General features: G+C 64.7%; 26 protein-coding genes and 1 other RNA gene. 19 read left to right on the top strand and 8 right to left on the bottom strand.

From position 1 onward, the window contains the following. Nucleotides 1-155: 155 nt before the first annotated feature. The 7 genes from feoB to ssrA all read right to left on the bottom strand — a co-directional run bounded on the left by feoB (nucleotide 156) and on the right by ssrA (nucleotide 5,700). Complete coding sequence (feoB, locus tag XH81_RS32435) at nucleotides 156-2,027, bottom strand: ferrous iron transporter B (protein WP_028145465.1); 1,872 nt, start codon at nucleotides 2,025-2,027, stop codon at nucleotides 156-158. Between the two features lie 37 nt (nucleotides 2,028-2,064). After that, nucleotides 2,065-2,340: a FeoA family protein gene (locus XH81_RS32430; protein ID WP_018319701.1), complete on the bottom strand. Its 276-nt coding sequence runs from the start codon at nucleotides 2,338-2,340 to the stop codon at nucleotides 2,065-2,067. Nucleotides 2,341-2,464: 124 nt separating this feature from the next. After that, nucleotides 2,465-2,716: a ribbon-helix-helix domain-containing protein gene (locus XH81_RS32425; RefSeq protein ID WP_018319702.1), complete on the bottom strand. Its 252-nt coding sequence runs from the start codon at nucleotides 2,714-2,716 to the stop codon at nucleotides 2,465-2,467. After that, on the bottom strand, nucleotides 2,713-2,901 hold the full coding sequence (locus tag XH81_RS32420) for a DUF4169 family protein (RefSeq protein WP_028145464.1): 189 nt from the start codon (nucleotides 2,899-2,901) through the stop codon (nucleotides 2,713-2,715). The genes XH81_RS32425 and XH81_RS32420 overlap by 4 nt, the downstream gene beginning before the upstream one ends. 281 nt (nucleotides 2,902-3,182) lie before the next feature. Further along, a complete protein-coding gene (fumC, locus tag XH81_RS32415) occupies nucleotides 3,183-4,616 on the bottom strand; it encodes a class II fumarate hydratase (protein WP_271596753.1) in 1,434 nt (477 codons plus the stop codon). A gap of 89 nt (nucleotides 4,617-4,705) precedes the next feature. Beyond that, entirely contained in the window at nucleotides 4,706-5,224 is a 519-nt protein-coding gene (locus XH81_RS32410) for an SspB family protein (protein WP_028145462.1), read from the bottom strand. Nucleotides 5,225-5,334: 110 nt separating this feature from the next. After that, nucleotides 5,335-5,700: a transfer-messenger RNA gene (gene ssrA / locus XH81_RS32405) on the bottom strand. A gap of 96 nt (nucleotides 5,701-5,796) precedes the next feature. On the opposite strand from ssrA, the gene XH81_RS32400 reads away from it, so the two are divergent. The 12 genes from XH81_RS32400 to XH81_RS32345 all read left to right on the top strand — a co-directional run bounded on the left by XH81_RS32400 (nucleotide 5,797) and on the right by XH81_RS32345 (nucleotide 16,508). After that, complete coding sequence (locus tag XH81_RS32400; RefSeq protein ID WP_028145461.1) at nucleotides 5,797-6,414, top strand: chromate transporter; 618 nt, start codon at nucleotides 5,797-5,799, stop codon at nucleotides 6,412-6,414. Next, entirely contained in the window at nucleotides 6,411-6,941 is a 531-nt protein-coding gene (locus tag XH81_RS32395) for a chromate transporter (protein ID WP_028145460.1), read from the top strand. The genes XH81_RS32400 and XH81_RS32395 overlap by 4 nt, the downstream gene beginning before the upstream one ends. Before the next feature lie 94 nt (nucleotides 6,942-7,035). Next, entirely contained in the window at nucleotides 7,036-7,797 is a 762-nt protein-coding gene (locus XH81_RS32390) for a tripartite tricarboxylate transporter TctB family protein (protein ID WP_028145459.1), read from the top strand. A gap of 7 nt (nucleotides 7,798-7,804) precedes the next feature. Beyond that, a complete protein-coding gene (locus tag XH81_RS32385; protein ID WP_028145458.1) occupies nucleotides 7,805-9,319 on the top strand; it encodes a tripartite tricarboxylate transporter permease in 1,515 nt (504 codons plus the stop codon). A 121-nt stretch (nucleotides 9,320-9,440) separates the two neighbouring features. Beyond that, the gene (locus XH81_RS32380) at nucleotides 9,441-10,421 is read left to right on the top strand and encodes a tripartite tricarboxylate transporter substrate binding protein BugD (RefSeq protein WP_271596752.1); all 981 of its coding nucleotides are present in this window, start codon (nucleotides 9,441-9,443) and stop codon (nucleotides 10,419-10,421) included. Between the two features lie 171 nt (nucleotides 10,422-10,592). Beyond that, complete coding sequence (locus tag XH81_RS32375; RefSeq protein ID WP_018319711.1) at nucleotides 10,593-11,387, top strand: thymidylate synthase; 795 nt, start codon at nucleotides 10,593-10,595, stop codon at nucleotides 11,385-11,387. A 5-nt stretch (nucleotides 11,388-11,392) separates the two neighbouring features. Next, nucleotides 11,393-11,878 (top strand): GNAT family N-acetyltransferase, encoded by a 486-nt coding sequence (locus XH81_RS32370; RefSeq protein ID WP_028145456.1) that lies wholly within the window; start codon nucleotides 11,393-11,395, stop codon nucleotides 11,876-11,878. Next, nucleotides 11,878-12,387, top strand: coding sequence for a dihydrofolate reductase (locus tag XH81_RS32365; protein ID WP_028145455.1), 510 nt, complete (start codon nucleotides 11,878-11,880; stop codon nucleotides 12,385-12,387). The genes XH81_RS32370 and XH81_RS32365 overlap by 1 nt, the downstream gene beginning before the upstream one ends. Nucleotides 12,388-12,540: 153 nt before the next feature. Continuing rightward, the gene (hflK, locus tag XH81_RS32360) at nucleotides 12,541-13,677 is read left to right on the top strand and encodes an FtsH protease activity modulator HflK (RefSeq protein WP_028145454.1); all 1,137 of its coding nucleotides are present in this window, start codon (nucleotides 12,541-12,543) and stop codon (nucleotides 13,675-13,677) included. Continuing rightward, the gene (hflC, locus tag XH81_RS32355) at nucleotides 13,674-14,570 is read left to right on the top strand and encodes a protease modulator HflC (RefSeq protein WP_028145453.1); all 897 of its coding nucleotides are present in this window, start codon (nucleotides 13,674-13,676) and stop codon (nucleotides 14,568-14,570) included. The genes hflK and hflC overlap by 4 nt, the downstream gene beginning before the upstream one ends. 72 nt (nucleotides 14,571-14,642) lie before the next feature. Further along, on the top strand, nucleotides 14,643-14,849 hold the full coding sequence (locus tag XH81_RS32350; RefSeq protein ID WP_028145452.1) for a DUF2065 domain-containing protein: 207 nt from the start codon (nucleotides 14,643-14,645) through the stop codon (nucleotides 14,847-14,849). A 141-nt stretch (nucleotides 14,850-14,990) separates the two neighbouring features. After that, nucleotides 14,991-16,508: a Do family serine endopeptidase gene (locus XH81_RS32345; RefSeq protein ID WP_028145451.1), complete on the top strand. Its 1,518-nt coding sequence runs from the start codon at nucleotides 14,991-14,993 to the stop codon at nucleotides 16,506-16,508. Between the two features lie 135 nt (nucleotides 16,509-16,643). Here XH81_RS32345 and serB read toward each other — a convergent pair whose 3' ends face one another. Beyond that, entirely contained in the window at nucleotides 16,644-17,549 is a 906-nt protein-coding gene (gene serB / locus XH81_RS32340; protein ID WP_271596751.1) for a phosphoserine phosphatase SerB, read from the bottom strand. Nucleotides 17,550-17,560: 11 nt separating this feature from the next. Between serB and miaA the strand changes: the two genes are divergently transcribed. The 7 genes from miaA to ilvC all read left to right on the top strand — a co-directional run bounded on the left by miaA (nucleotide 17,561) and on the right by ilvC (nucleotide 24,588). Continuing rightward, complete coding sequence (gene miaA / locus XH81_RS32335; protein WP_028145449.1) at nucleotides 17,561-18,517, top strand: tRNA (adenosine(37)-N6)-dimethylallyltransferase MiaA; 957 nt, start codon at nucleotides 17,561-17,563, stop codon at nucleotides 18,515-18,517. Nucleotides 18,518-18,846: 329 nt separating this feature from the next. After that, the gene (locus tag XH81_RS32330) at nucleotides 18,847-20,622 is read left to right on the top strand and encodes an acetolactate synthase 3 large subunit (RefSeq protein ID WP_028145448.1); all 1,776 of its coding nucleotides are present in this window, start codon (nucleotides 18,847-18,849) and stop codon (nucleotides 20,620-20,622) included. A 24-nt stretch (nucleotides 20,623-20,646) separates the two neighbouring features. After that, entirely contained in the window at nucleotides 20,647-21,189 is a 543-nt protein-coding gene (gene ilvN, locus XH81_RS32325; RefSeq protein ID WP_028145447.1) for an acetolactate synthase small subunit, read from the top strand. A gap of 3 nt (nucleotides 21,190-21,192) precedes the next feature. After that, entirely contained in the window at nucleotides 21,193-21,888 is a 696-nt protein-coding gene (locus tag XH81_RS32320) for a class I SAM-dependent methyltransferase (protein ID WP_028145446.1), read from the top strand. 45 nt (nucleotides 21,889-21,933) lie between these two features. Continuing rightward, nucleotides 21,934-22,824: an EamA family transporter gene (locus XH81_RS32315; protein WP_028145445.1), complete on the top strand. Its 891-nt coding sequence runs from the start codon at nucleotides 21,934-21,936 to the stop codon at nucleotides 22,822-22,824. Nucleotides 22,825-22,831: 7 nt separating this feature from the next. Beyond that, nucleotides 22,832-23,434 carry a LysE family translocator gene (locus XH81_RS32310; RefSeq protein WP_028145444.1) on the top strand — a complete coding sequence of 201 codons (603 nt, stop codon included), beginning with the start codon at nucleotides 22,832-22,834 and terminating at the stop codon, nucleotides 23,432-23,434. A 134-nt stretch (nucleotides 23,435-23,568) separates the two neighbouring features. Continuing rightward, the gene (gene ilvC, locus XH81_RS32305) at nucleotides 23,569-24,588 is read left to right on the top strand and encodes a ketol-acid reductoisomerase (protein ID WP_028145443.1); all 1,020 of its coding nucleotides are present in this window, start codon (nucleotides 23,569-23,571) and stop codon (nucleotides 24,586-24,588) included. Nucleotides 24,589-24,591: the final 3 nt, after the last annotated feature.

The following is a 24,591-nucleotide window of genomic DNA, read 5'->3' as shown; positions in this document are numbered from 1 at the left end:
ACAGGCGGGTGAGGTGGACCATTGACCGAAATCAATGGTCGCGGTTTCCTGGGATCGCCTGGCCCGGATGATTCCTGCACTCGCGTAAGCCATTGATTTCACAACCCCGGTCTACTGTGCATGGGGTTGTTTTCGCAATTTTAGTTTTGAGGGCTTCAGCCGGCGCCCAGCGCCACCGCGACGTTGTACGTCAGGAGGCTCGCGGCATAGGCCAGCACCAGCATGTAGGTGAAGGTCACGGCCATCCAGGTCCAGCTTCCGGTCTCGCGCCGGATCACGGCCAGCGTCGAGGCGCATTGCGGCGCGAAGATGTACCAGGCCAGCATCGACAGCGCGGTGGCGAGCGACCACTTCGTCGCCAGCACCTGGCCGATCTGCTCGGCCGCTTCCTTGCCGCCTTCGATCGCATAGACGGTGCCGAGGGCGGCGACCGCGACCTCGCGCGCCGCCATGCCCGGGATCAGCGCGACCGCGATCTGCCAGTTGAAGCCGACCGGGGCGAGCAGGGGTTCGAGCGCCTTGCCGATGATGGCGGCGAGGCTGAAGTCGATGGCGGGCTCGGTGGCGCCCGCCGGCGGCTGCGGGAACGAGGCCAGGAACCAGATCAGCACCATCATCGAGAAGATCGTGGTGCCGGCGCGCACCAGGAACATCTTGGCGCGGGTGTAGATGCCGATCGCGATCGATTTCAGCTGCGGCATCTTGTAGTCCGGCAGCTCCAGCATGAACGGCGCCGGCGCAAAGTCGCGCAGCATGAAGAACTTGATCAGGAACGAGACGGCAAGCGCGCTGATGATGCCGGCGGCGTAGAGGCCGAACATCACGAGGCCCTGCAGGTTGATGAAGCCCCAGACGTCCTTCGCAGGGATGAAAGCCGAGATGATCAGCGTGTAGACTGGAATACGCGCCGAGCAGGTCATCAGCGGCGCGATCAGGATCGTGGTCAGCCGGTCGCGCTTGTTGTCGATCACGCGCGTCGCCATGATGCCGGGAATGGCGCAGGCAAAGCTCGACAGCAGCGGTATGAAGGCGCGGCCGTGCAGGCCGGCGCCGCCCATGATGCGATCCATCAGGAACGCGGCTCGCGCCATATAGCCGAAATCTTCCAGCAGCAGGATGAACAGGAAGATGAGGATGATCTGCGGCAGGAACACAATGACGCTGCCGACGCCGGAGATCACGCCATTCTGCAGGAAGCTCTGCAACAGGCCGTCGGGCAGGGTGGCCTGCACGAGCTCCCCGAGCGCGTCGAAGCCGGACTTGAGCACGTCCATTGCTGGTTGCGCCCAGGCGAACACCGCCTGGAACATCACGAACAGGATCAGCGCGAGCACGATGAGGCCGCCGACCGGATGCAGCACGATCGCGTCGATCCGCGCGGTCCAGGTGTCGGGCCTAGCAGGCAGGCTGACGCAGTCGGCGATGATGCGGTCGGCCTCGCGCTGGGTCGCGCGTAGTTCGCCGACGCTGAGCGCGCGCCAGCTGTTCGCCGCCGCCTCGGCGGCGAGCTTTGCCGAGATCTCGTCGGTCAGCTTCAAGAGGTCGGCGGTGCCGCCCTTGCGCACCGCGATCGAGGTGACCACGGGCAGGCCGAGCTCCTTGGCGAGCCGCTCCGTGTCGACGGTAATGCCGCGGCGGGCCGCGATGTCGAACATGTTGAGCACGAGCAGCATCGGCCGTCCGGTGCGCTTGAGCTCGAGCAGCAGGCGGATGGTTAGCCGCAAATTGGTCGAATCGGCCACGCACAGCACGAGGTCGGGCACAGTCTCGCCGGACGCCTTGCCGAGCACGAAGTCGCGGGTGATCTCCTCGTCGGGGCTGCGGCCGCGCAGCGAATAGGTGCCGGGCAGGTCGACCACCGAGACCTGACGTCCCAGCGGAGTGACGAAGAAGCCTTCCTTGCGCTCGACGGTGACGCCCGGATAGTTCGCGACCTTCTGCCGGCTGCCCGTCAGGGCATTGAACAGCGAGGTCTTGCCGCTGTTCGGCGTGCCCACCAGGGCGAGATGCAGCAGGGGTAATTCCATGGAATCACTGGTCCGGGATCAGAGGTCCGGTCGCTGTCTAGGCGACGATGATGGCCATGGCTTCGCGGCGTCGGACCGCAATCGTGATGCTGTCGACCCGCACGGCGATCGGGTCGCGCCCGACCAGCCCCTCGTGCAGGACCTCGACCCGGGCGCCTTCGACGAAGCCGAGCTCGATCAGGCGGCTCTCGAGCTCGATGTCGGAGAGCGCCGAGCCCGCCTCGCGAGCGGAAAGATGCTGGATGACGCCGGTATAGCCGCGCTGGGCCAGACCCAGCGGCATGTGCGGGCGCGTGTCATTGGTGTCGGTCATGCCCTGTATTTTCAACGCAAGGCATTGAGGTCAAGCGCGCGCGCTCCCTGAAACCGCACCTTAGAGTGATTTTAAAGTGCGGGTGGCGGAGCGCCGTCGAAGGCGCCCCCGAGGGCTGGGTTGGCTACTGGGCCGCGACCTTGTCCGGCTGGGGGGCCATGGCCCGGCTCTTGAAGTAGTCCAGCACGAACAGGCGGATCGCCGACGACAAATTGCCCTGCTGGCGGTTGTTGTCGATCTCGCCGACCAGCTCGGACAACGTCATGTTGCGCAAGCCGGAAATCTCCTTCATGCCGTTCCAGAACGCCTCTTCCAGGCTGACGCTGGTCTTGTGCCCGGCGACGACGATCGACCGTTTCACGACCGGCGACTTCATGGCTGCTCCTCGCGATCGATCTGATGCTGATCCAGATGCGCTTTCGCCTTGTCCGCGCGCGTCTCCTGCGCTGACCGTTCCGCCTTCGTGCGGCCGAACTTCGTCCGGTTGGCGTCCGCCTGCTTCGCCGAGGCTTCCCGTTCGGCGCGCTTCCTGAAACGATTCAGGTTGATGACGTTCCCCATGCCGCGTCTCCATCATCCGATCCTTTCCAGGCAGGATGAAACACTCAGAAACAGGGTGCCGCACTGCGCCCCACAAGACTTGATCGCCATTCGCTTGTCCTCGTCAATCGGCCTCTAGGGCCATCAAACGATGAATTTCGCCCCCGTCGAGGGGCGGAAGGGCTGCGTAGCACGCCGTCCTGCCGGAACATTGACGGTAATCAAATCCCGCCCCCAAAGCCGCACATTTCTAGGGCGCCGAGCGTCCGTATCATTACGGATGGCTATCGGAATTCGGAGTTCTATCCCGGGCTGGTCATCTTCTCGGGGCGTACCAGGCGATCGAACTCATCAGCCGAGACGAAGCCGAGCCGCAGCGCCTCCTCCTTCAGCGTGGTGCCGTTGGCATGGGCCGTCTTGGCCACCTTGGCGGCGTTGTCGTAGCCGATCTTCGGGGCGAGCGCCGTCACCAGCATCAGCGAGCGCTGCATCAACTCACTTATGCGCTTTTCGTCGGCACGGATGCCGCTCACGCAATGCTCGGTAAAGGACCGCGCCGCATCCGCCATCAGGCGGATGGAGTGCAGCATGTTGTGGGCGAGCACGGGCTTGTAGACGTTGAGTTCGAAATGGCCCTGGCTGCCGGCCACCGTGATCGCGGTGTGATTGCCGAACACCTGGCAGCACACCATGGTCATCGCCTCGCACTGGGTCGGATTGACCTTGCCCGGCATGATCGAGGAGCCCGGCTCGTTCTCCGGCAGGACAAGCTCGCCTAGCCCCGAGCGCGGGCCCGATCCCAGGAGGCGGATGTCGTTGGCGATCTTGAACAGCCCTGTCGCGACCGAATTGATGGCGCCGTGCACCAGCACGTAGGCATCGTTGGAGGCCAGCGCCTCGAATTTGTTGGCGGCGCTGGTGAAGGGCAGCTTCGTGATCCCGACCACGTGCTTGGCGAAAAGCTTCGCGAAGCGCGGCTTCGAGTTGAGGCCGGTGCCGACGGCGGTGCCGCCCTGCGCCAGCGGATAGAGGTCCTTCACCGCGACCTTGAGCCGGGCGATGCCGCTTTCGACCTGCGCGGCATAGCCGGAAAACTCCTGGCCGAGCGTCAGGGGCGTTGCATCCTGGGTGTGGGTGCGGCCGATCTTGACGATGTTTGCGAACGCCTTCTCCTTCTTGCGCAGCGCGCGGAGCAGCTCATCGAGCGCAGGAATGAGATCGGCAGTGATGCGACTTGCGGCCGCGATGTGCATCGCGGTCGGAAACGAATCGTTCGACGACTGGCTCATGTTGACGTGATCGTTGGGATGCACCGGCTTCTTGGCGCCGAGCTCGCCGCCGAGCAGCTCGTTGGCGCGGTTGGCGATCACCTCGTTGAGGTTCATGTTGCTCTGCGTGCCCGAGCCGGTCTGCCACACGACGAGCGGGAAATGCTCATCGAGCTTGCCCTCGATCACCTCGCGCGCGGCGCTGATGATCGCATTGGCGCGGCGCCGGTCGAGCAGGCCGAGCTCGAGGTTGGACTGTGCTGCGGCGAGCTTGACGATGCCGAGCGCGTGTACCAGCGAGATCGGCATGCGGTCGGTGCCGATGCGAAAGTTCTGGCGCGAGCGTTCGGTCTGCGCGCCCCAATAGCGGTCGGCAGGGACCTCGATGGGACCGAAACTGTCGGTCTCGATGCGGGTGGCGGGGCGGGCGGTCTTCGCGCGGGCGGCTTTGGCCATGAGCACATCCATTCTACCGCGCGAAACACCGCGCGGCTCTTTCGTGTGCTTCTCTATATAGGGAGTTCGGCCGCGTGCGACGGGCTCGAACCTAATCTAGATCATTTCTTGCGGAAACGATCGAGCCGCACGACTTCGGCGCCGCCCTGGTTCGGGGCCGCCGGCTCCTCCGTGCTTTCCGCCGTTTCAGGGGCGGGCGTCTGCACGGCGACGGCCGATGGCGCGGGAGCTGTCGGCAGCGTCTCGGGCGCGACCTCGGCGACGTCAGACGTGTCGAACTGCAGGCCGAACTTCACGGACGGATCGAGGAAGCTCTTGATGGCGCTGAACGGCACGATCAGCCGCTCCGGAATGCCGCCGAAGGACAGGCCGACCTCGAAGCGGTCCTCGAGCACGGTCAGGTCCCAGAACTGATGCTGCAGGATGATCGTCATCTCTTCCGGATATTGCGCCAGCAGCCGCGACGACAACTTCACGCCCTCGGCCTTCGACACGAAGGTGATGAAGAAATGGTGCTCGCCCGGCAGGCCCTGGGCCGCGGCATCGGTCAGCACCTTCCGCAGCACGCCGCGCAGCGCGTCGCGGGCCAGCACATCGTATCGGATATGATCGGTCGCCATGGTGGTCCTGTTGCATCCCCGAAGCCGGACCGTGCCGACTCGCCAAGCCGCAATAGTACCGCGCCTGACGGGTCAGCAGGAGTCCCCGCCGGGGAAGAAATCAAGAGTAAAGTGGAGGCTTCTGTTGCCAGGTGCCTCCGAACCCCGCCTAACGGAGCTTAACCCGTTAGGACTTTAAGATGGTCTTTCAAACTGCGTTACGCAGCCTGAGCAACCGGAGCAAAGTTGTCGTTGGCAACTATTGCAGTAGCCCGATAACGGCGGAACAATACCGGGAAAAAGTTCGCCCTTTACGCCCTCGTCGATCCTATTTCGCCCCCGCCAAAGCCCGCTTCGGGACGACCCGTTGGTGGGCTTTGGTGGAGGCGCCGGGTACCGCCCCCGGGTCCGAATGGTTTATTGCGACGACCGTTTATTTCCATAGCCGGCGAACCGGCAGCCCCAATATAGGGCGCAAAGGTTTCGAATGACAGGTGTTTCGCGCAGCGATCCCAGGGTTCCCTTTGGATAGGTTCCGGACGGGCAGGGGCCGGAGCTTGGCGGCGTGGCGACCGGCCCTCTAAGCTCCTGTGATGCCCGACGATTCCGCACCGGCGGCCCAACAACCAGATCAGGTGCCGGATCAACCGGCCGCCGGCGCCGCGTCGCCCCGCCTGCTCGCGCTGTTCCTGGCCTTTGCCCGGATGTCGCTGGCCGGCTTCGGCGGGGTCTTGGTGTTTGCCCGGCGGGCGATCGTCGAGCAGCACCGCTGGATGAATGCGGACGAGTTCAACGAGACTTTTGCGCTCTGCCATTTCCTGCCCGGGCCCAACATCGTCAATCTGTCCATGGTGTTCGGATCAAGGCTGCGCGGCATCGCGGGCGGGCTTGCCGCCTTTGCCGGGTTGTTGCTGCCGCCGACGCTGATCATGACGGTGCTTGCGATCATCTACTCCCGTTACGGTGACCTCGACGTGCTGCGCCGCAGCCTCGCCGGCATCTCCTGCGCGGCGGTCGGTCTCTTGATCGCGGTAGTGTTCCGCATGATGACGCCGCTGCTGAAGAGGACGGATCCCCTCGCACTGATCCTGATGGCCGGCGTGTTCCTCGCCATCGGCGTGCTCCGCCTGCCGCTTCCGGCGGTGCTGCTGGTCGCGATCCCCATCAGTGTCGGCGCCACTTTTTTCCTGCGGCGGAAAGTAGCAGCATGAAGCCTGAGAATCCGATCTGGGCGCTGATCTCCACCTTTGGACTGATGTCGCTGTTCGCCGTCGGCGGCGCCGCGGCGGCGGTGCCCGAGATGCACCGCATCGCGGTCGAGGTGCATCACTGGATGACCGACAAGCAGTTCACCGATGCCTATGCGATCGCGCAGCTCTCGCCAGGTCCGAACGTGCTTATCGTGACGTTAATCGGCTATGCCGTCGCCGGCATCCCCGGCGCGCTGGCGGCGACGCTGGCGATGTGCCTGCCGACCGCGTTGCTTGCCTATTATGTCAGCCGCCTCCTGAATCGGCCCAGCAAATCGCGCTGGCCCGGCTTGATCCAGGCTGCACTGGTTCCGCTTTCGATCGGATTGATGGCGGCGAGTGCCCTGATCCTGGCCCAGTCGACCGATCGCACAATTGCTGCAGTGCTTCTGACCGCAATGGTTGCGGTGATCGCCTCGGTCTCGCGCATCAATCCACTCTGGCTCCTGCTCGCCGGGGGACTGTTGGGTTTTGCTGGCATTGTGTAATGAAAATCGCTAGGCAGTGGTCGGGCGGGGGATCCATTTCCAGCCGATTTAGAACAACAGTGCTCGTGACTTACGGGTCGCGGAGGAGACATGCATGGCCGATACGATGGGCCACTCGGCGACTGCCACCCGAAACACATCGGTGGCGCTCGGCTTCTGTCTGCTGGCGATTGCGCCGCAGATTTTCGAATTCATCTGGTCGATAGGGACGATTTTCGGTTGGGGCGCGGGCCGCGGCCCGGCCACGGTCGTGATCAGCCACGCCACCGCGTTGCTCGTCGGTGCGCCCGGTACGTTGATGGGAGCGGCCACCGGTGACACCAAGAAGGCGTCGTCCGAGGTGCTGCTCGCGCTGATCTATTCCTATCCGATCTTTGCGGTGGCGATCGTCACGCTGTTCATGACCATCAAGTCGGCGCAGGACTATGTCGGCGGGGTCATCCTGATGGCGCTGGCCCTGTTTGCACTGTGGGCCTCGAGCGATCTGCAGGGGATGCGCGGCTTCTCCTTCGGCGCGGGCACTGCGCCGCGGATGTTCGGCGGACTGCTGGTCGCCTTGTCCGCCGGCATCGCCCTGACCGGCCTTTTGACCGATGGGCCGGCGATGGCCCATTACTCGTGGCGCGGGCCGATGTTCGTGATGGCGGCGATCCTGTTCTTCGCGCTGGCGATCCGGCCGCTCGGCCTCGTGGTCACGGCCTTTGCGAGCTTCATGATCGCCGCGACGGGGTCGCACGAGACGCGCTGGCTGGAGGCCGCCATCGTCGGCGCCTGCCTGACGATCGGCTGCGCGATCCTGTTTCCGTACGTGCTCGGGCTGCCGATGCCGATGTACCCGCGTTTCCTGATCCAGTGAGGGTGTGATGGATATCTTTGCCAACCTCGCTCACGGTTTTGCAGTCGCGCTCTCTCCGATCAACCTCCTGATGTGCCTGATCGGCGCCCTCGTCGGCACGCTGGTCGGCGTGCTCCCGGGCATCGGCACCATCGCCACGGTCGCGATGCTGCTACCGATCACCTTCGGATTGCCGCCGGTCGGCGCGCTGATCATGCTCGCCGGCATCTATTACGGCGCCCAGTATGGCGGCTCGACCACGTCGATCCTGGTCAATATTCCAGGTGAGGCGACATCGGTCGTCACCGCCATCGACGGTCACCAGATGGCCAAGCAGGGCCGCGCCGGCCCGGCGCTGGCGATTGCGGCGATCGGCTCGTTCTTCGCCGGCTGCGTCGCGACCGTGCTGATTGCCGTGCTCGGCGCGCCGCTCACCAAGCTCGCGCTGGCGTTCGGCCCGGCCGAGTATTTCTCGCTGATGGTGCTCGGCTTGATCTTTGCGGTCGTGCTGGCCAAGGGCTCGGTGCTGAAGGCGATCGCGATGATCGTGTTTGGCCTGCTGCTGTCGATGGTCGGCTCGGACATCGAGACCGGCGCCTCGCGCATGGCCTTCAACATTCCGGAGCTCGCCGACGGCCTCGGCTTTGCGACGGTGGCGATGGGCGTGTTCGGCTTTGCCGAGATCATCCGCAATCTCGACGCCGGTGCCGAGATGAACCGCGACCTCGTGCAGCAGAAGATCACCGGCCTGATGCCGACCAGGAAGGATCTGATCGACTCGACGCCGCCGATCCTGCGCGGCACCGTGCTCGGCTCGATCCTCGGCATCCTGCCCGGCGGTGGTGCGGTCATCGCCTCGTTCGCGGCCTATACGCTCGAGAAGAAGCTTGCCAAGGATCCGAAGCGGTTCGGCCGCGGCGCGATCGAGGGCGTGGCGGCGCCGGAAAGCGCCAACAACGCCGCCGCGCAGACCTCCTTCATCCCGCTGCTGACGCTCGGCATCCCGCCGAACGCGGTGATGGCGCTGATGGTGGGCGCGATGACCATCCACGGCATCGTGCCGGGTCCGCAGGTGATGCAGAAGCAGCCCGACCTGGTCTGGGGCATGATCGCCTCGATGTGGATCGGCAATCTGATGCTGATCATCATCAACCTGCCGCTGGTCGGAATCTGGGTCCGGTTGCTCCGCGTGCCGTACCGGCTGATGTTCCCCTCGATCGTGATCTTCTGCGCGATCGGCATCTACTCGGTGAACAACGCGCCGGTCGACGTCATCCTTGCCGGCGTGTTCGGTCTCGTCGGCTACTGGCTGATCAAGCACGATTTCGAGCCGGCACCGCTGCTGCTCGGCATGGTGCTCGGACCGCTGATGGAAGAGAACCTGCGCCGTGCGCTGCTGATCTCGCGTGGCGACTGGAGCGTGTTCCTGACGCGTCCGCTGTCGGCGGTGCTGCTCGCGATCGCGGCGAGCCTGCTGCTGCTTACGGTGCTGCCTGTGTTGCGGTCGAAGCGCGACCAGGTGTTCACGGAGTCCGAGAACTAGGTCCTGCGTCGGCGCGCCGCATTCGGAAGTCGAATCGACTTGTGTTACGGCTTCGTGAAATGAAAATGCCGGCCTTTGGGCCGGCATTTTGCTTGTGTCCAAGGGAACGACGGGGATCGACATGACCTTCATTCGCGCGCTCACGAGCGCATGTGCCGCAGCGCTCGCCTCGCTGTGCGCTTTTGCTGCGCCCGCCGATGCGCAGACTTATCCGACGCGCAGCATCACCATGATCGTACCGTTCGCGGCTGGCGGACCGACTGACGTGATCTCGCGCATCGTCACCGGGCATATGGCGCAGACGCTGGGACAGAGCGTCATCATCGAGAACGTGGTCGGCGCCGGCGGCACCACCGCAACCACCCGCGCCGCGCGCGCGGCCAATGACGGCTATACGCTCATCACCGGGCATATGGGCACGCATGCCGCCTCCGTGCCGCTCTATCCCAAGCTCGCCTATCATCCCGAGAAGGACTTCGAGCCGATCGCGCTGCTCGCGGGTACCCCGATCCTGATCCTCGCGCGCAAGGACTTTCCGCCGAAGGATTTGAAGGAGTTCGTGGCCTATGTGAAGGCCAACGCCGAGAAGGTGAACGCTGCCCATGCCGGCGTCGGCTCGGTCTCGCACGTCTCCTGCGAGCTGCTGCACTCGATCCTCGACATCAAGCCGGTCGGCGTGCCCTTCAACGGCACGGGACCTGCGATGAACGCGCTGGTGGCGGGGCAGGTCGACTACATGTGCGACCAGATCGTCAATGCCGTGCCGCAGATCAATGCCGGCACCATCAAGGCCTATGCGATCGCAACGCCGGAGCGCAATCCGTCGCTTCCGAACGTGCCGACGACGGCAGAAGCGGGCCTGCCGAAATTCCAGGCCCAGGCCTGGAATGCGATGTTCGCGCCCAAGGGAACCTCGCCGGCGATCCTGGCCAGCCTGAACGCTGCGGCCAACAAGGCGCTCGACGACGAGACCGTGAAGAAGCGCCTGCTCGAGCTCGGCAGCGTCATCCCGGGTCCCGCGGAGCGGACGCCGGAGGCGCTGGCCACCCTCGTGAAGAACGAAATCGCGAAATGGACCCCGGTGCTGAAGCCGGCAACTTAGGCAATGCGATCAAGCTGATAGGGCAAGGGGCGGGACGTAAGTTCCGCCCCTTGTCGTTTGCGCCGGGAGGACTCACTTTTCCGGGTATAATCGGAGCGGACAGCGAATCGCCGCTGTTGCAGCGCGGGGGCGGCCGCTAAGTTCGCCGGCTCCCCAAAGGCTCAGTCGCACATGCACCAGTATCAGGACCTGCTCGAGCGGATTCTTTCAGACGGCGCCGAAAAGACCGACCGGACCGGTACCGGCACGCTCTCGGTGTTCGGCCATCAGATGCGCTTCAATCTGTCGGCCGGCTTCCCGATGCTAACCACCAAGCGGCTGCCGCTGAAGGCGATCATCCACGAGCTGCTGTGGTTCCTGAAGGGCGACACCAACATCAAATATCTGCGCGATAACGGCGTCACCATCTGGGACGAATGGGCGGACGCCAATGGCGATCTCGGCCCGGTGTATGGTCATCAATGGCGCTCCTGGCCGGCGCCTGACGGCCGCAGCATCGACCAGATTGCGAACGTGGTCGATATGATCAAGCGCAATCCGGACTCGCGCCGCCTGATCGTCTCGGCGTGGAATCCAGCCGAGGTCGACAAGATGGCGTTGCCGCCATGCCATTGCCTGTTCCAGTTCTACGTTGCAGGCGGCAAGCTGTCCTGCCAGCTCTATCAGCGCTCGGCCGACGTCTTCCTCGGCGTGCCTTTCAACATCGCCTCCTATGCGCTGCTGACCATGATGGTGGCGCAGGTCACCGGCCTGAAGCCCGGCGACTTCGTGCATTCGTTCGGCGATACCCATCTCTATTCCAACCATCTGGAGCAGGCCCGGCTTCAGCTCACGCGCGCGCCGCGCGCGCTGCCGGTGATGCGGATCAATCCCGATGTGAAGGACATCTTCTCCTTCCGCTTTGAGGATTTCGAGCTCGTCGGCTACGATCCTCATCCGCACATCAAGGCGGAAGTCGCGGTCTAGCGCCGATGTCGCTCAACATCCGCCGTGTGCGCCCGGGCGAAGCCGGGCTCGTTCTCGCTTTCATCCGAGAACTCGCCGAATACGAAAAGCTCTCGCACGAGGTCGAGGCGACCGAGGCCGACATCGCTGACGCGCTGTTCGGCGAGAGACCGCAACTCTATTGCGCGATCGCCGAGTGGGACGGCGAGCCGGTCGGCTTCGCGGTGTGGTTTGCGAATTTCTCCACGTTCAGCGGCCGCCATGGCATCTATCTCGAAGATCTCTACGTGCGGCCGTCGCACCGCGGCAGGGGCCTCGGCAAGGCGCTGCTGGTCCATCTCGCCAAGGAATGCGTCGAGAACGGCTGGTCCCGCCTGCAATGGGCGGTGCTCGACTGGAACGCGCCGTCGATCGCGTTCTACAAGTCGCTCGGCGCGGTCATGATGGACGACTGGACGCTGTGCCGTGTCACCGGGCCGGCGCTGACGCGGCTTGCCGGGAGTGCGCCCTGATGGAGATCGTCTTCGTCGTCGCGATCGCGGAGAACGGCGTCATCGGCGCCGGCAACGCCATGCCGTGGCGCATGAAATCCGACATGGCGCGCTTCAAGGCGCTGACGATCGGCAAGCCCGTGGTCATGGGCCGCAAGACCTTCGAATCCTTGCCCCGGCCGCTGCGGGACCGCACCAACATCGTGATCACGCGCGATGCGGCCTATCGCGCCAACGGCGCCATTGTCACGACATCGGCCGCGGATGCCGGCGCGGTTGCGCTTGGCGACGCCCTGCGGCGTTCGGTCACCGAGATCGCGGTGATCGGCGGCGCCGAGATCTATCGGCAATGGCTCGACCGCGCCGATCGCCTCGAAGTTACCGAAGTGCACGCGCGCCCCGAAGGCGACACGCGTTTCGACATCGACAAGGCGGAATGGGACGAGGTTGAACGTATCCGCCATGCTGCCGGCCCCGACGACAGCGCCGACTTCTCCTATGTGACATATCGTCGGCGGCGCGGCCATTAACCGCTTTCGTCAATGTTTACATTGACTTTTTCGTGCCCGAGCATAGCTCGGAAGACGGGCACCGCTGCGTTGTAAGGGACTTGCCTGTCCCCTATAAAGCCGGACCGGACAAAGCGGGCGGGGGCAATTCCACCCTGCCGAGGAGAGCGTCGAATGCCGTGGAAGAATCAGGGCGGTGGCCCATGGGGCTCGGGTCCGAAGGGACCATGGGGCTCAGGCCCGCAACCGGTCGGGCCGAGGCCGCCGGATCTGGAAGACCTTCTGCGGCGCGGCCAGGACCGCCTCCAGCAGATCATGCCGGGAGGCTATTTCTCCGGCATCGGCATCACGCTGATCGTGCTGCTGATCGTCGCGTTCTGGCTGCTGTCGGGCTTCTTCCGCGTGCAGTCCGAAGAACTCGGCGTCGTGCTGCGCTTCGGCAAGCATGTTCGCACCGTGCAGCCGGGCCTGAACTATCATCTGCCCTATCCGATCGAGACAGTGCTGCTGCCCAAGGCGCTGCGCGTCAACACCATCTCCATCGGCATGACGCTGATCGACGATCCGGCGCGGCGCGGCCGCTCCATTCGTGACGTGCCGGAAGAGAGCCTGATGCTGACCGGCGACGAGAACATCGTCGACGTCGACTTCACCGTGCTCTGGCGCATCAAGCCGGATGGCGTCGGCGACTTCCTCTTCAACATCCAGAATCCCGAAGGCACCGTGAAGGCGGTCTCCGAGAGCGCGATGCGCGAGGTGATCGGCCGCTCGCAGATCCAGCCGATCCTCACCGGCGCGCGCAACGTCACCGAGCAGGGCGTGCAGGAGCTGATCCAGAAGACTCTGGACAGCTACGGCGCCGGCATTCAGGTCAGCCAGGTGCAGATGCAGAAGGTCGATCCGCCGGCGCAGGTGATCGACGCCTTCCGCGACGTCCAGGCGGCGCGCGCCAATCTCGAGCAGTTGCAGAACGAGGCACAGACCTACGCCAACCAGGTGGTGCCGCAGGCGCGCGGACGCTCGGCGCAGATCATGCAAGCCGCCGAAGGTTACAAGGAGCAGGCGGTTGCCGAGGCCAAGGGCCAGAGCGCGCGCTTCCTGAAGGTGTACGAGGAATACAAGAAGGCGCCCGACGTGACGCGTGAACGGATCTATCTGGAGACGATGGAGCGCGTGCTCGGCGGCGCGGACAAGCTGGTCTATGACGGCGGGCCCTCGGGCCAGGGCATCGTGCCCTATCTGCCGCTCGGCGAACTGACGACCAAGCGGCCGCCTACCACCGGTCCGCAGTCGAGCGGAGGTAGCCGATGAGGTCCCCGGTCACAGGTATCGTCACGCTGCTTGGGCTCCTGCTCGTCGTGATCGTCGGCTACATGTCGCTATTCACGGTGCAGCAGACCGAGCAGACCATCGTGCTGCAGTTCGGCCGGCCCGTCGACGTCGTCACCGCACCCGGCCTGCACTTCAAGGCGCCGTGGAATTCGGTGATCAACATCGACAAGCGGATTCTCGACCTGGAGAACCCGTCGCAGGAAGCGATCGCCTCCGATCAGAAGCGGCTCGTGGTTGACGCCTTCGCGCGCTACCGCATCAAGGATGCGCTGCGCTTCTATCAGAGCGTCGGCTCGATCCAGGCTGCCAACATCCAGCTCACCACGCTCCTGAACGCGGCGCTGCGCCGCGTGCTGGGCGAGGTCACCTTCATCAACGTGGTGCGCGACGATCGCGAGAAGCTGATGCAGCGCATCCGCGACCAGCTCGATCGCGAGGCCGACGGCTACGGCATCCAGGTCGTCGACGTCAGGATCCGCCGCGCCGACCTGCCGGAGCAGAACAGCCAGGCGGTCTATCAACGTATGAAGACGGAGCGCGAGCGCGAGGCGGCCGAGTTCCGCGCACAGGGCGGCCAGAAGGCCCAGGAGATCAAGTCCAAGGCCGATCGTGAGGCGACCGTCATCGTCGCGGAAGCGAATTCGCAGGCCGAGCAGACCCGGGGTGCGGGCGATGCCGAGCGCAACCGCCTGTTCGCCGAAGCCTACAGCAAGGATGCCGACTTCTTCGCCTTCTACCGGTCGATGACGGCATACGAGAACGGGCTGAAGTCGAACGACACCCGCTTCCTGCTGCGGCCGGACTCGGATTTCTTCCGGTACTTCAGTAACCCGTCCGGCAAGACGGCGACCGAGACGCCGGCGAAGCCGTAAGCTAGACAAAGGGCGGCGGATCTCGCCGCCCTTCGTCCAGACAAGAATAGCATAACGGGAGGTTCCAATCCGATGAGGTCCATTGCGTTCGCCGACTTCCTCATCGGCTTGGGCATCCTGTTCGTGCTGGAAGGCTTGATGTTCGCGGCAAGTCCTAACTGGATGCGCAAGGCCATGAAGAGCGCCATCGCCACGCCGGACAACATCCTGCGGGCGGTCGGGATCGGTTCGGCCGTCGTCGGCCTGGTCCTGATCTGGGTTATGCGGCGCCCCATTTAGGCGTCGCGCCAACGCCAAAGTGAAGGCGACAGACCGGTTTTCGCCGTATTATCGGGGTTCTGAGGCCCGTTAAGCTCCGCGCTTGCGCCGTCCTCCCGTCAAGCGCAGTCTGGCGCCGAATCCCTCTCTCTGGAGATCACAATGACCGCTGCCACCATTGCCCCGTCCCGCTCGCGACTTGGTGTGCGAATTGGGCTGGCCGCGCTCGCCGTCGCTGCTTTCAGCGCGTTCGGCACGCCGGTCTATGCGCGCGGACCGGAGGGCATCGCCGACGTCGCCGAGAAGGTGATCGACGCGGTCGTCAACATCTCGACCTCGCAGACCGTCGAAGCCAAGGGCGGCGGCAGCAACGCCATGCCGCAATTGCCGCCCGGCTCGCCCTTCGAGGAGTTCTTCGACGACTTCTTCAAGAACCGCAAAGGTCCGGGCGGCAGCAGCAAGGGTGGCGAGCGCGGAGACGGCGGCCCGCCGCCGCGCAAGACCAACTCGCTCGGAAGCGGCTTCATCATCGACACATCAGGCGTCGTCGTCACCAACAACCACGTCATCGCGGATGCCGACGAGATCAACGTCATCCTCAACGACGGTACCAAGATCAAGGCCGAGCTGGTCGGTGTCGACAAGAAGACCGACCTTGCGGTGCTGAAGTTCAAGCCGACCAAGCCGCTGGTCGCGGTGAAGTTCGGCGACAGCGACAAGCTGCGTCTCGGCGACTGGGTGGTCGCGATCGGCAACCCGTTCAGCCTGGGCGGCACGGTGACGGCCGGCATCGTCTCGGCCAAGAACCGCGACATCTCCTCGGGTCCCTATGACAGCTACATCCAGACCGACGCATCCATCAACCGGGGCAATTCCGGCGGTCCGCTGTTCAACCTCGATGGCGACGTCATCGGCGTCAACACGCTGATCATCTCGCCCTCCGGCGGCTCGATCGGCATCGGCTTCGCCGTGCCCTCGAAGACGGTCGCGGGCGTCGTCGACCAGCTCCGTCAGTTCGGCGAGCTGCGCCGCGGCTGGTTAGGGGTGCGGATCCAGAGTGTTACCGACGAGATCGCCGAAAGCCTCAACATCAAGCCGGCGCGCGGCGCGCTGGTTGCGGGCGTCGACGACAAGGGCCCGGCCAAGCCGGCCGGCATCGAGCCGGGCGACGTCGTCGTCAAGTTCGACGGCAAGGACGTCAAGGATCCGAAGGACCTGTCCCGCGTCGTCGCCGACACAGCGGTCGGCAAGGAAGTCGACGTCATCATCATCCGCAAGGGCAAGGAAGAAACCAAGAAGGTCACGCTCGGCCGTCTCCAGGATCCCGAGAAGGTGCAGGCCGCGGTGAAGACCGACGAGCCCGCGCCCGAGAAGCTGGTGACGCAGAAGGCGCTCGGCCTTGATCTTGCGGCGCTGAACAAGGATCTGCGCACTCGCTACAAGATCAAGGAGAGCGTCAAGGGCGTGGTCGTCACCAATGTCGACGCCAATTCCGACGCCGCCGAGAAGCGCCTCTCCGCCGGCGACGTCATCGTCGAGGTGGCGCAGGAGGCCGTCTCCAGTGGCGCGGACATCCAGAAGCGGGTCGACCAGCTCAAGAAGGACGGCAAGAAGTCGGTGCTGCTGCTGGTGTCGAACGCCGACGGCGAGCTGCGGTTCGTGGCGCTGAGCGTGCAGTAGTTTCGGGCGCGGTCTCGTAGGGTGGGCAAAGCGAAAGCGTGCCCACCGTCTTTCCACCGCCGCAGCAAGAATGGTGGGCACGGCGCCAGCGCGCCTTTGCCCACCCTACGGGTGCGGAGTGCGCCGCGAGAAAGGCTACCCCTCCACGAACTCGTCCCGCCGATACCCCTGCGCATACAGCAGCGCGGTGAGATCGCCGTGGTCGATCCGGGCCGCAGCCGCAGCCGCCACGGCCGGCTTGGCGTGATAGGCGACGCCGAGCCCCGCGGCCTGGATCATGGCGAGATCATTGGCGCCGTCGCCGACCACGACCGAGTCGATGTCGTCGAGATCGAACGACTCCATCAGATCCACCAGCGTCGCGAGCTTTGCCGCGCGGCCCAGAATCGGCTCCTTCACCTCGCCGGTGAACTTGCCATCGCGCACGACGAGCTCGTTGGCGCGGTTCTCCTGGAAGCCGATCTTGGCGGCGACTGCGGTCGTGAACAGCGTGAAGCCGCCGGAGACGAGGCAGGTATAGGCGCCGTGGGCGCGCATGGTCGCGACCAGCTCACGGCCGCCCGAGGTCAGCGTGATGCGCTTGGCCAGCACCTCGTCGACCACGCCGGCGGGCAGGTCCTTCAGCAGCGCCACGCGCTCGCGCAGCGCCGGCTCGAACTCGATCTCGCCGCGCATGGCGCGTTCGGTGATGGCGGCGACGTGGGCCTTCATCCCGACGAGATCGGCGAGCTCGTCGATGCATTCCTGGCCGATCATGGTGGAATCCATGTCGGCGAGAAAAAGCTTCTTGCGCCGGGCGCCGACTGGCTGCACGACGATGTCGACGGGCAGGTCGCCGCGAAGCTCTCGGAGCCGCTCCTCGATGGCGTGACGGTCGCCTTCGAGGTTACTGTCGGCGCCGAAGGGAATGTCGACCGCGACCCCGTCGAACAGCCAGTGCGCGGGCGCCGCCTGGGGCAGCACGGCGCGGGCGCCATCGACGATGGTCGAGTCGAGCGCGGGATTGTCGGGATTGCAGATCAGCGTGGCGACGAGGGACATTTGAGGTTTTCGTGAGCGAGGGGCAAGTCAGCAGAAGCCATGTTGGCAAGGCCGTGCTTATCGCAGGCCCGACCGCCAGCGGCAAGTCGGCGCTGGCGCTGGAGCTTGCCCTCAGCACGGGCGGGGTCGTCATCAATGCCGATTCCATGCAGGTCTATCGCGACCTCCGCATCATCACGGCGCGTCCCACACAATTCGAGGAAGCGCGCGCGCCGCATCGCCTGTACGGTCACATCGATGCAGCCGTGAATTTTTCGGCCGGCGCCTGGGTGAGTGATGCCGCCAAGGCGCTCGACGAGGCGAAAGCGGAAGGCCGTCTGCCGATCTTCATCGGCGGCACCGGGCTTTATTTCAAGGCCCTGACGGCGGGGCTCTCCGTGGTGCCGCCAATTCCTGCCGAGATACGCGAGGACGTGCGCGCGCGGCTGGAACGCAACGGTGCGGAGGCGCTGCATGCGGAACTGGCGCGTCGTGATCCCAGCGCGGCCGGGCGATTGAACCTGCGTGACCGCACCCGGATCGCGCGTGCGCTCGAGGTGGTCGAGGCGACCGGCCGTTCGCTGCTCGACTGGCACCGGGAGGGCCAGCCTCCGCTGCTGGCGAAGGACAGTTTTCGCGCGGTGTTTCTCGCGCCCGAACGGGACGAGCTTTATGCCCGCATCGATGCCCGCTTCGACGCCATGCTGGGCGCCGGCGCGCTGAGGGAGGTCGAGCGGCTCGCCGCCAGGCATCTCGATCCGCTGCTGCCGGCGATGAAGGCTCATGGCGTGCCGGCCCTGATGCGGCATCTGCGCGGCGAGCTCAGCCTGGAGGACGCCGCAGGAATCGGCCGCGCCGACACCCGCCACTATGCCAAGCGGCAATTCACCTGGTTCCGGCACCAATTGCCTGAGTTCGAATGGGTGAAGCCCGGGGAGGCGAGGGGATGGCTCGTCGCTATCGTGAACGCGGCCCGCGACCCCGCCTGAGGCGCTTTTCTGTCCGGGTTCCCGAATTTACCTCTCGCCGAACCCGGGGAACACCGCTACACTTGCAAAATCGCGCGGGAACGGCCGCATCGCCTTGACATCCAGGCTTTGGCCGCTATGTTTCGCGCAACCTTTGGGAAGCCGGGCACCTGCCATGCGTAACATTATTACCAAACTCCTTATCGCCGTCGTACCCAGGCACACCGCCGGGGGTGGCTAGCTGCCATCCACATGACAGGCGGTGTGCATGGGCCCTCTTCGGGGCCTTTTTTATTTCCCGAACCCGACACGAACGAAGCCGCTGACAACAGCGCATCCGGAGCAAGCCAATGAGCGACAAGAGCCACGATCCGAACCAGATGACCGGCGCCGCGATGATCGTCCGCGCGCTCATCGATCACGGCGTGACCGACATTTTCGGCTATCCCGGCGGCGCGGTGCTTCCGATCTACGACGAGATCTTCCAGCAGAGCGAGGTCCAGCACATCCTGGTCCGTCACGAGCAGGGCGCGGGCCATGCCGCCGAAGGTTATGCGCGCTCGACCGGCAAGCCGGGCGTTGCGCTGGTGACCTCCGGCCCCGGCGCCACCAACATGGTGACGCCGCTCACCGACGCGCTGATGGACTCGATCCCGCTGGTCTGCATCTCCGGCCAGGTGCCGACCCATCTGATCGGCAACGACGCGTTCCAGGAATGCGACACCGTCGGCATCACGCGTCCCTGCACCAAGCACAATTGGCTGGTGCGCGACGTCAACGATCTCGCCAAGGTGCTGCACGAGGCGTTCTACGTTGCGACCACGGGCCGTCCCGGCCCCGTCTTGGTCGACGTTCCCAAGGACGTGCAGTTCGCGATTGGCACCTATCATCCGCCGCGCAAGTCCGACGTGCACCGCTCCTACGCGCCGCGCGTCAAGGGCGATGCGACCCAGATCCGCAAGGCCGTGGCGCTGCTCGCCCATGCCAAGCGCCCCGTGATCTACAGCGGCGGCGGCGTCATCAATTCCGGCCCCGAGGCGACCAGGCTGCTGCGCGAGCTGGTCGAGGTCACCGGCTTTCCGATCACCTCGACGCTGATGGGTCTCGGCGCATACCCTGCGTCGGGCAAGAACTGGCTCGGCATGCTCGGCATGCACGGCACCTACGAAGCCAACATGACGATGCATGATTGCGACGTCATGCTGTGCGTCGGCGCGCGTTTCGACGACCGCATCACCGGCCGCGTCGACGCGTTCTCGCCGGGCTCGAAGAAGATCCACATCGACATCGACCCGTCCTCGATCAACAAGAACATCCGCGTCGACGTGCCGATCATCGGCGATTGCGGCAACATCCTCGGCGACATCCTCCAGGTGTTCAAGGCGGAGGCGAAGAAGCCCGACATCAAGGCGTGGTGGCAGCAGATCGCGCAGTGGCGCGCCCGCAACTCGCTCTATTACAAGAAGAGCAACGACATCATCCTGCCGCAGCACGCGATCCAGAGCCTGTTCGAGGCGACGCGCGGCAAGGATACCTACATCACGACGGAAGTGGGCCAGCACCAGATGTGGGCGGCGCAGTTCTTCGGCTTCGAGGAGCCGCATCGCTGGATGACGTCGGGCGGTCTCGGCACCATGGGCTACGGCCTGCCGGCCGCGGTCGGCGTGCAGGTCGCCCATCCCGACAGCCTGGTCATCGACATCGCGGGCGATGCGTCGGTGCAGATGACGATGCAGGAGATGTCGACGGCGGTTCAGTACGAGCTGCCGATCAAGATCTTCATCCTGAACAACCAGTACATGGGCATGGTGCGGCAGTGGCAGCAGCTGCTCCATGGCAACCGGCTGTCGCATTCCTACTCGGAGGCGATGCCGGACTTCGTCAAGCTCGCGGAAGCCTATGGCGGCGTCGGCTTCCAGGTGCACAAGCCCGGCGATCTCGACGGTGCCATCCAGGAGATGATCTCGGTCAAGCGCCCGGTGCTGTTCGACTGCCGCGTCGCGTCGCTGGAAAACTGCTTCCCGATGATTCCGTCCGGCAAGGCGCACAACGAGATGCTGTTGCCGGAACAAGCCAACGACGAGGCCACCGCCAAGGCTTTCGCCGGCGGCAAGGCGCTGGTGTGACGCGAGACATTTGAGGGGACGACAATGAACCAGCCCGCATCCGCCTACTTCATCGAAGAGCGTCACGATCCGAACGAGACGCACACGCTTGCCGTGCTCGTGCAGAACGAGCCGGGCGTGCTCGCGCGTGTCATCGGCCTGTTTTCGGGCCGCGGCTACAACATCGAAAGCCTTACGGTCTCGGAGACCGAGGCCCAGAAGCACCTGTCGCGCATCACCATCGTCACCACGGGCACGCCGATGGTGATCGCGCAGATCAAGAACCAGCTCGACCGCATGATTCCGGTCTACCAGGTCGTCGACATGACCCAGACCCGGCGCTCGATCGAGCGGGAGCTGGCGATGGTGAAGGTGCGCGGGCAGGGCGAGCACCGGGTCGAGGCGCTCAGGCTCGCGGATGCGTTCCGCGCCCGGGTGATCGACGCAACGACCGAGAGCTTTGTGTTCGAGATCACAGGCAATACGGACAAGATCAATCAATATATCGACCTGATGCGCCCGCTCGGCCTCGTCGAGGTGTCGCGCACCGGTGTTGCCGCGATCGGCCGCGGGCCTGAAGGGATGTGAACCATGCTGGCGCGCGACTGGTACTATAACGAGCGGAACCGGATGGGGATCGAGCCCGCGGTGGCCTCGATCTACGACGCCCACGACGATGCCGATCTGCGGGCGCGCGCCGCGCTGAAAATGCTGGGAGTCCAGCGCGGCTGGCGCATCGCCGACATCGGCTGCGGCAACGGCGTGCTGGCGACCGAAGCCGCGCTGCTGGGTGCCGAGGTCGACGCCATCGACATCTCGCCGGCGATGCTGGCGCTTGCCGAGATCTACGCGCGTGATCGCAAGGCGCCCGTGCGCACCCAGTCCGCCGGCCTGCTCAGCTTCGCCTATCGGCCGGAATCCTACGATCTGATCGTCAGCGAATTCACGCTGCACCATTTGCCGGATTTCTGGAAGGCGGTCGCGATGTCGCGAATTTTTCGCGCGCTCAAGCCGGGCGCGAGCTTTTATTTGCGCGATATCGTCTATGCCTCCATGCCCGACGCGATCGAGCGCGACGTGGAGCAATGGGCCGACTACCACATCAAGAACCACGATTTTTCGCGCGAGGGCGTGGTGATGCATATGCGCGACGAATATTCCACCTTCGGCTGGGTGATGGAGCGGATGCTGACCGATGTCGGTTTCACGCTGGTCTCGGCCGATTACCACGCACCGATGCACGGCACGTATCTGCTGCGCAAACCAAGAGCCGGCGAGCAAGGCTAGACGACAACAACAGGGCTGCACGACAGGGCAGAACCGAGAACAACAATGAAGCCGGCCGATATCCTCATCGCCATCCTGGTGGCGATCATCTGGGGGCTTGCCTTCGTGGCAAGCCGGATCGCGCTCGACGAGTTTTCGCCGGAACTGATGACCGCGATGCGCTTTTCCATCGCCGCGCTGCCGTGCCTGTTCATCCCCAAGCCGAAAGTCGCATGGTCGCTTTTGATCGCGATCAGCTTCACGTTGTTCCTCGGTCAATTCCTGAGCCAGGCCTATGGTATCGCCCATGGCGTGCCCGTGGGACTGACCAGCGTCGTGGTGCAGAGCCAGGCCCTGTTCACCATCGGATTTGCCGCGATCGCCTTCGGCGAACGGCCGACGCCGGTCCAGACGCTCGGCATCGTCATCGCGGCGATCGGCCTGCTCATGATCTGCGGCACGGTCGGTTATGATTTCAGTGTCGCTGCATTTGCGGTGCTGATGATCGCTCCGATCTGCTTTGCCGTCGGCAATCTCCTGCTGCGCGGCGCCCGCGGCGCGCCGATGTTCGATTTGTTTGCCTGGCTCTGCCTCACCGCCGCGTTGCCGCTGTTCGCGCTTGCACTGGTCGTCAACGGGCCAATGCCGACCTTCGAGTCGCTGATCCACATGTCGCTGACCGGCTTGATCTGCCTGCTGGTGATCGGCGCCATCTCGACCAGCATCGCCTATTGGCTCTGGGGCCGGCTGCTGCGCGACTATCCCGCCGCGCAAGTGGTGCCGTTCGCGCTGCTGGTCCCGTTCGTCGGCTCGGCCGCCTCCAGCATCGTGTTCGGCGAGCGGTTCGGACCCTTGCGGCTTGCCGGCATGCTGACCGTGATCGGCGGTATCGCGGTGATGGTGCTGGCGAAGCGGCCCAAGGCGTTACCCGAAGAACCGTTGCCGAAGACGGCGTGAGGTGAGCATGTCCCAGTCGCTGTTCTACGCCTTCCTGATCTTCATGGTCGTGATGTATTTCACGCCCGGGCCGAACAACATCATGCTGCTGTCCTCGGGCCTGACCTACGGCTTCCGCCGCACCATCCCCCACATTGTCGGCGTCGTCATCGGCTTCGCCTTCATGATCGCCGCCGTCGGCCTCGGGCTCGGCTCGGTGTTCCTGGCCTACCCGATCCTCCAGACTCTCCTGAAATATGCCGGCGCGGCCTATCTCGTTTATCTTGCTGCCGTGATTGCCATGTCCGGCCCGACCAAGCCGGGTGAAGGTGATGGTCGCCGTCCGATGACCTTCTGGGGCGCAGCCATGTTCCAGTGGATCAATGCCAAGGGCTGGGTGATCGTGATCGGCACCATGACCGCCTTTGCGGCCATCGCCCAATTCCCGCTCAACATCGCGATCCAGACCCTGATCAGCCTGCTGGTGGGGTCAGTGTCGTGCGTGGTCTGGGCGCTGTTCGGTACCGCGTTGCGGCCGGTCCTGACCTCCGAGCGGCTGGTCCGCGCCTTCAATATCCTGATGGCGATCCTCCTGCTGGTCTCCCTCTACCCCGTCTTCATGGATGCATGATGCCGCAGTTTTCCATGCAGAAACGGGTTTCCCAGGGGGCTGAAAATGCTCTAGACAGCCCCCGAAATCCGCAAATTTCACTGCCAAGACCTGACCAACGGCCGATTCTGGCCACCTGAACGAGGAAACGACCCATGCGTGTTTATTACGATCGCGACGCCGACCTGAACCTGATCAAGGGCAAGAAGGTCGCCATCGTCGGCTATGGCAGCCAGGGCCACGCCCATGCGCTCAACCTGAAGGATTCCGGCGTCAAGGACGTCGCCATTGCGCTGCGCAAGGACTCGGGCTCGGTCAAGAAGGCGGAAGCCGCCGGCTTCAAGGTGATGGAAGTCGCCGAAGCCGCCAAATGGGCCGACCTCGTCATGATGCTGACCCCGGACGAGCTCCAGGGCGACATCTACCGCGAGCACCTGCACGACAACATGAAGAAGGGCGCCGCCCTGGTGTTCGCGCACGGCCTCAACGTCCACTTCAACCTGCTCGACCCGCGCGCCGATCTCGACGTGCTCATGATCGCGCCGAAGGGCCCCGGCCACACCGTGCGCTCGGAGTATCAGCGCGGCGGCGGCGTGCCCTGCCTGATCGCGATCGCCAAGGACGTCTCGGGCAACGCCCATGACCTCGGCCTGTCCTATGCTTCGGCTGTCGGCGGTGGCCGCGCCGGCATCATCGAGACCACCTTCAAGGAAGAGTGCGAGACCGATCTTTTCGGCGAGCAGGTCGTGCTCTGCGGCGGCCTGGTCGAGCTGATCAAGGGCGGCTACGAGACCCTGGTCGAAGCCGGCTACGCGCCGGAGATGGCCTATTTCGAGTGTCTGCACGAAGTGAAGCTGATCGTCGACCTGATCTATGAAGGCGGCATCGCCAACATGAACTACTCGATCTCCAACACTGCGGAGTATGGCGAGTACGTCACCGGCCCGCGCATCGTCACCGCCGAGACCAAGGCCGAGATGAAGCGCGTTCTCGCCGACATCCAGGGCGGCAAGTTCGCCCGCGACTGGATGCTCGAGAACAAGGTCAACCAGACCTCGTTCAAGGCGACCCGCGCCAAGCTCGCCCAGCACCCGATCGAGGAGGTCGGCGCCAAGCTGCGCGACATGATGCCCTGGATCAAGAAGGGCGCGCTGGTCGACAAGTCGAAGAACTAAGCC

This window comes from Bradyrhizobium sp. CCBAU 25360 (assembly GCF_028128695.1).
GTDB classification, from domain to species: domain Bacteria; phylum Pseudomonadota; class Alphaproteobacteria; order Rhizobiales; family Xanthobacteraceae; genus Bradyrhizobium; species Bradyrhizobium ottawaense.
The sequence above is the reverse complement of the archived record's forward strand: the minus strand, read 5'-3'. Positions and strand labels throughout refer to the sequence as shown.

Coding starts and splice junctions, on each gene's coding strand:
- serB (WP_271596751.1), bottom strand. CDS start 17,549: ATGTCCCTCGTCGCCACGCTGATCTGCAATCCCGACAATCCCGCGCTC.
- XH81_RS32375 (WP_018319711.1), top strand. CDS start 10,593: ATGCACCAGTATCAGGACCTGCTCGAGCGGATTCTTTCAGACGGCGCC.
- XH81_RS32370 (WP_028145456.1), top strand. CDS start 11,393: ATGTCGCTCAACATCCGCCGTGTGCGCCCGGGCGAAGCCGGGCTCGTT.
- XH81_RS32350 (WP_028145452.1), top strand. CDS start 14,643: ATGAGGTCCATTGCGTTCGCCGACTTCCTCATCGGCTTGGGCATCCTG.
- XH81_RS32320 (WP_028145446.1), top strand. CDS start 21,193: ATGCTGGCGCGCGACTGGTACTATAACGAGCGGAACCGGATGGGGATC.
- XH81_RS32345 (WP_028145451.1), top strand. CDS start 14,991: ATGACCGCTGCCACCATTGCCCCGTCCCGCTCGCGACTTGGTGTGCGA.
- XH81_RS32380 (WP_271596752.1), top strand. CDS start 9,441: ATGACCTTCATTCGCGCGCTCACGAGCGCATGTGCCGCAGCGCTCGCC.
- XH81_RS32430 (WP_018319701.1), bottom strand. CDS start 2,340: ATGACCGACACCAATGACACGCGCCCGCACATGCCGCTGGGTCTGGCC.
- feoB (WP_028145465.1), bottom strand. CDS start 2,027: ATGGAATTACCCCTGCTGCATCTCGCCCTGGTGGGCACGCCGAACAGC.
- XH81_RS32420 (WP_028145464.1), bottom strand. CDS start 2,901: ATGGGGAACGTCATCAACCTGAATCGTTTCAGGAAGCGCGCCGAACGG.
- XH81_RS32315 (WP_028145445.1), top strand. CDS start 21,934: ATGAAGCCGGCCGATATCCTCATCGCCATCCTGGTGGCGATCATCTGG.
- XH81_RS32330 (WP_028145448.1), top strand. CDS start 18,847: ATGAGCGACAAGAGCCACGATCCGAACCAGATGACCGGCGCCGCGATG.
- XH81_RS32310 (WP_028145444.1), top strand. CDS start 22,832: ATGTCCCAGTCGCTGTTCTACGCCTTCCTGATCTTCATGGTCGTGATG.
- XH81_RS32390 (WP_028145459.1), top strand. CDS start 7,036: ATGGCCGATACGATGGGCCACTCGGCGACTGCCACCCGAAACACATCG.
- XH81_RS32395 (WP_028145460.1), top strand. CDS start 6,411: ATGAAGCCTGAGAATCCGATCTGGGCGCTGATCTCCACCTTTGGACTG.
- XH81_RS32410 (WP_028145462.1), bottom strand. CDS start 5,224: ATGGCGACCGATCATATCCGATACGATGTGCTGGCCCGCGACGCGCTG.
- XH81_RS32425 (WP_018319702.1), bottom strand. CDS start 2,716: ATGAAGTCGCCGGTCGTGAAACGGTCGATCGTCGTCGCCGGGCACAAG.
- ilvC (WP_028145443.1), top strand. CDS start 23,569: ATGCGTGTTTATTACGATCGCGACGCCGACCTGAACCTGATCAAGGGC.
- XH81_RS32365 (WP_028145455.1), top strand. CDS start 11,878: ATGGAGATCGTCTTCGTCGTCGCGATCGCGGAGAACGGCGTCATCGGC.
- hflC (WP_028145453.1), top strand. CDS start 13,674: ATGAGGTCCCCGGTCACAGGTATCGTCACGCTGCTTGGGCTCCTGCTC.
- XH81_RS32400 (WP_028145461.1), top strand. CDS start 5,797: ATGCCCGACGATTCCGCACCGGCGGCCCAACAACCAGATCAGGTGCCG.
- hflK (WP_028145454.1), top strand. CDS start 12,541: ATGCCGTGGAAGAATCAGGGCGGTGGCCCATGGGGCTCGGGTCCGAAG.
- XH81_RS32385 (WP_028145458.1), top strand. CDS start 7,805: ATGGATATCTTTGCCAACCTCGCTCACGGTTTTGCAGTCGCGCTCTCT.
- fumC (WP_271596753.1), bottom strand. CDS start 4,616: ATGGATGTGCTCATGGCCAAAGCCGCCCGCGCGAAGACCGCCCGCCCC.
- ilvN (WP_028145447.1), top strand. CDS start 20,647: ATGAACCAGCCCGCATCCGCCTACTTCATCGAAGAGCGTCACGATCCG.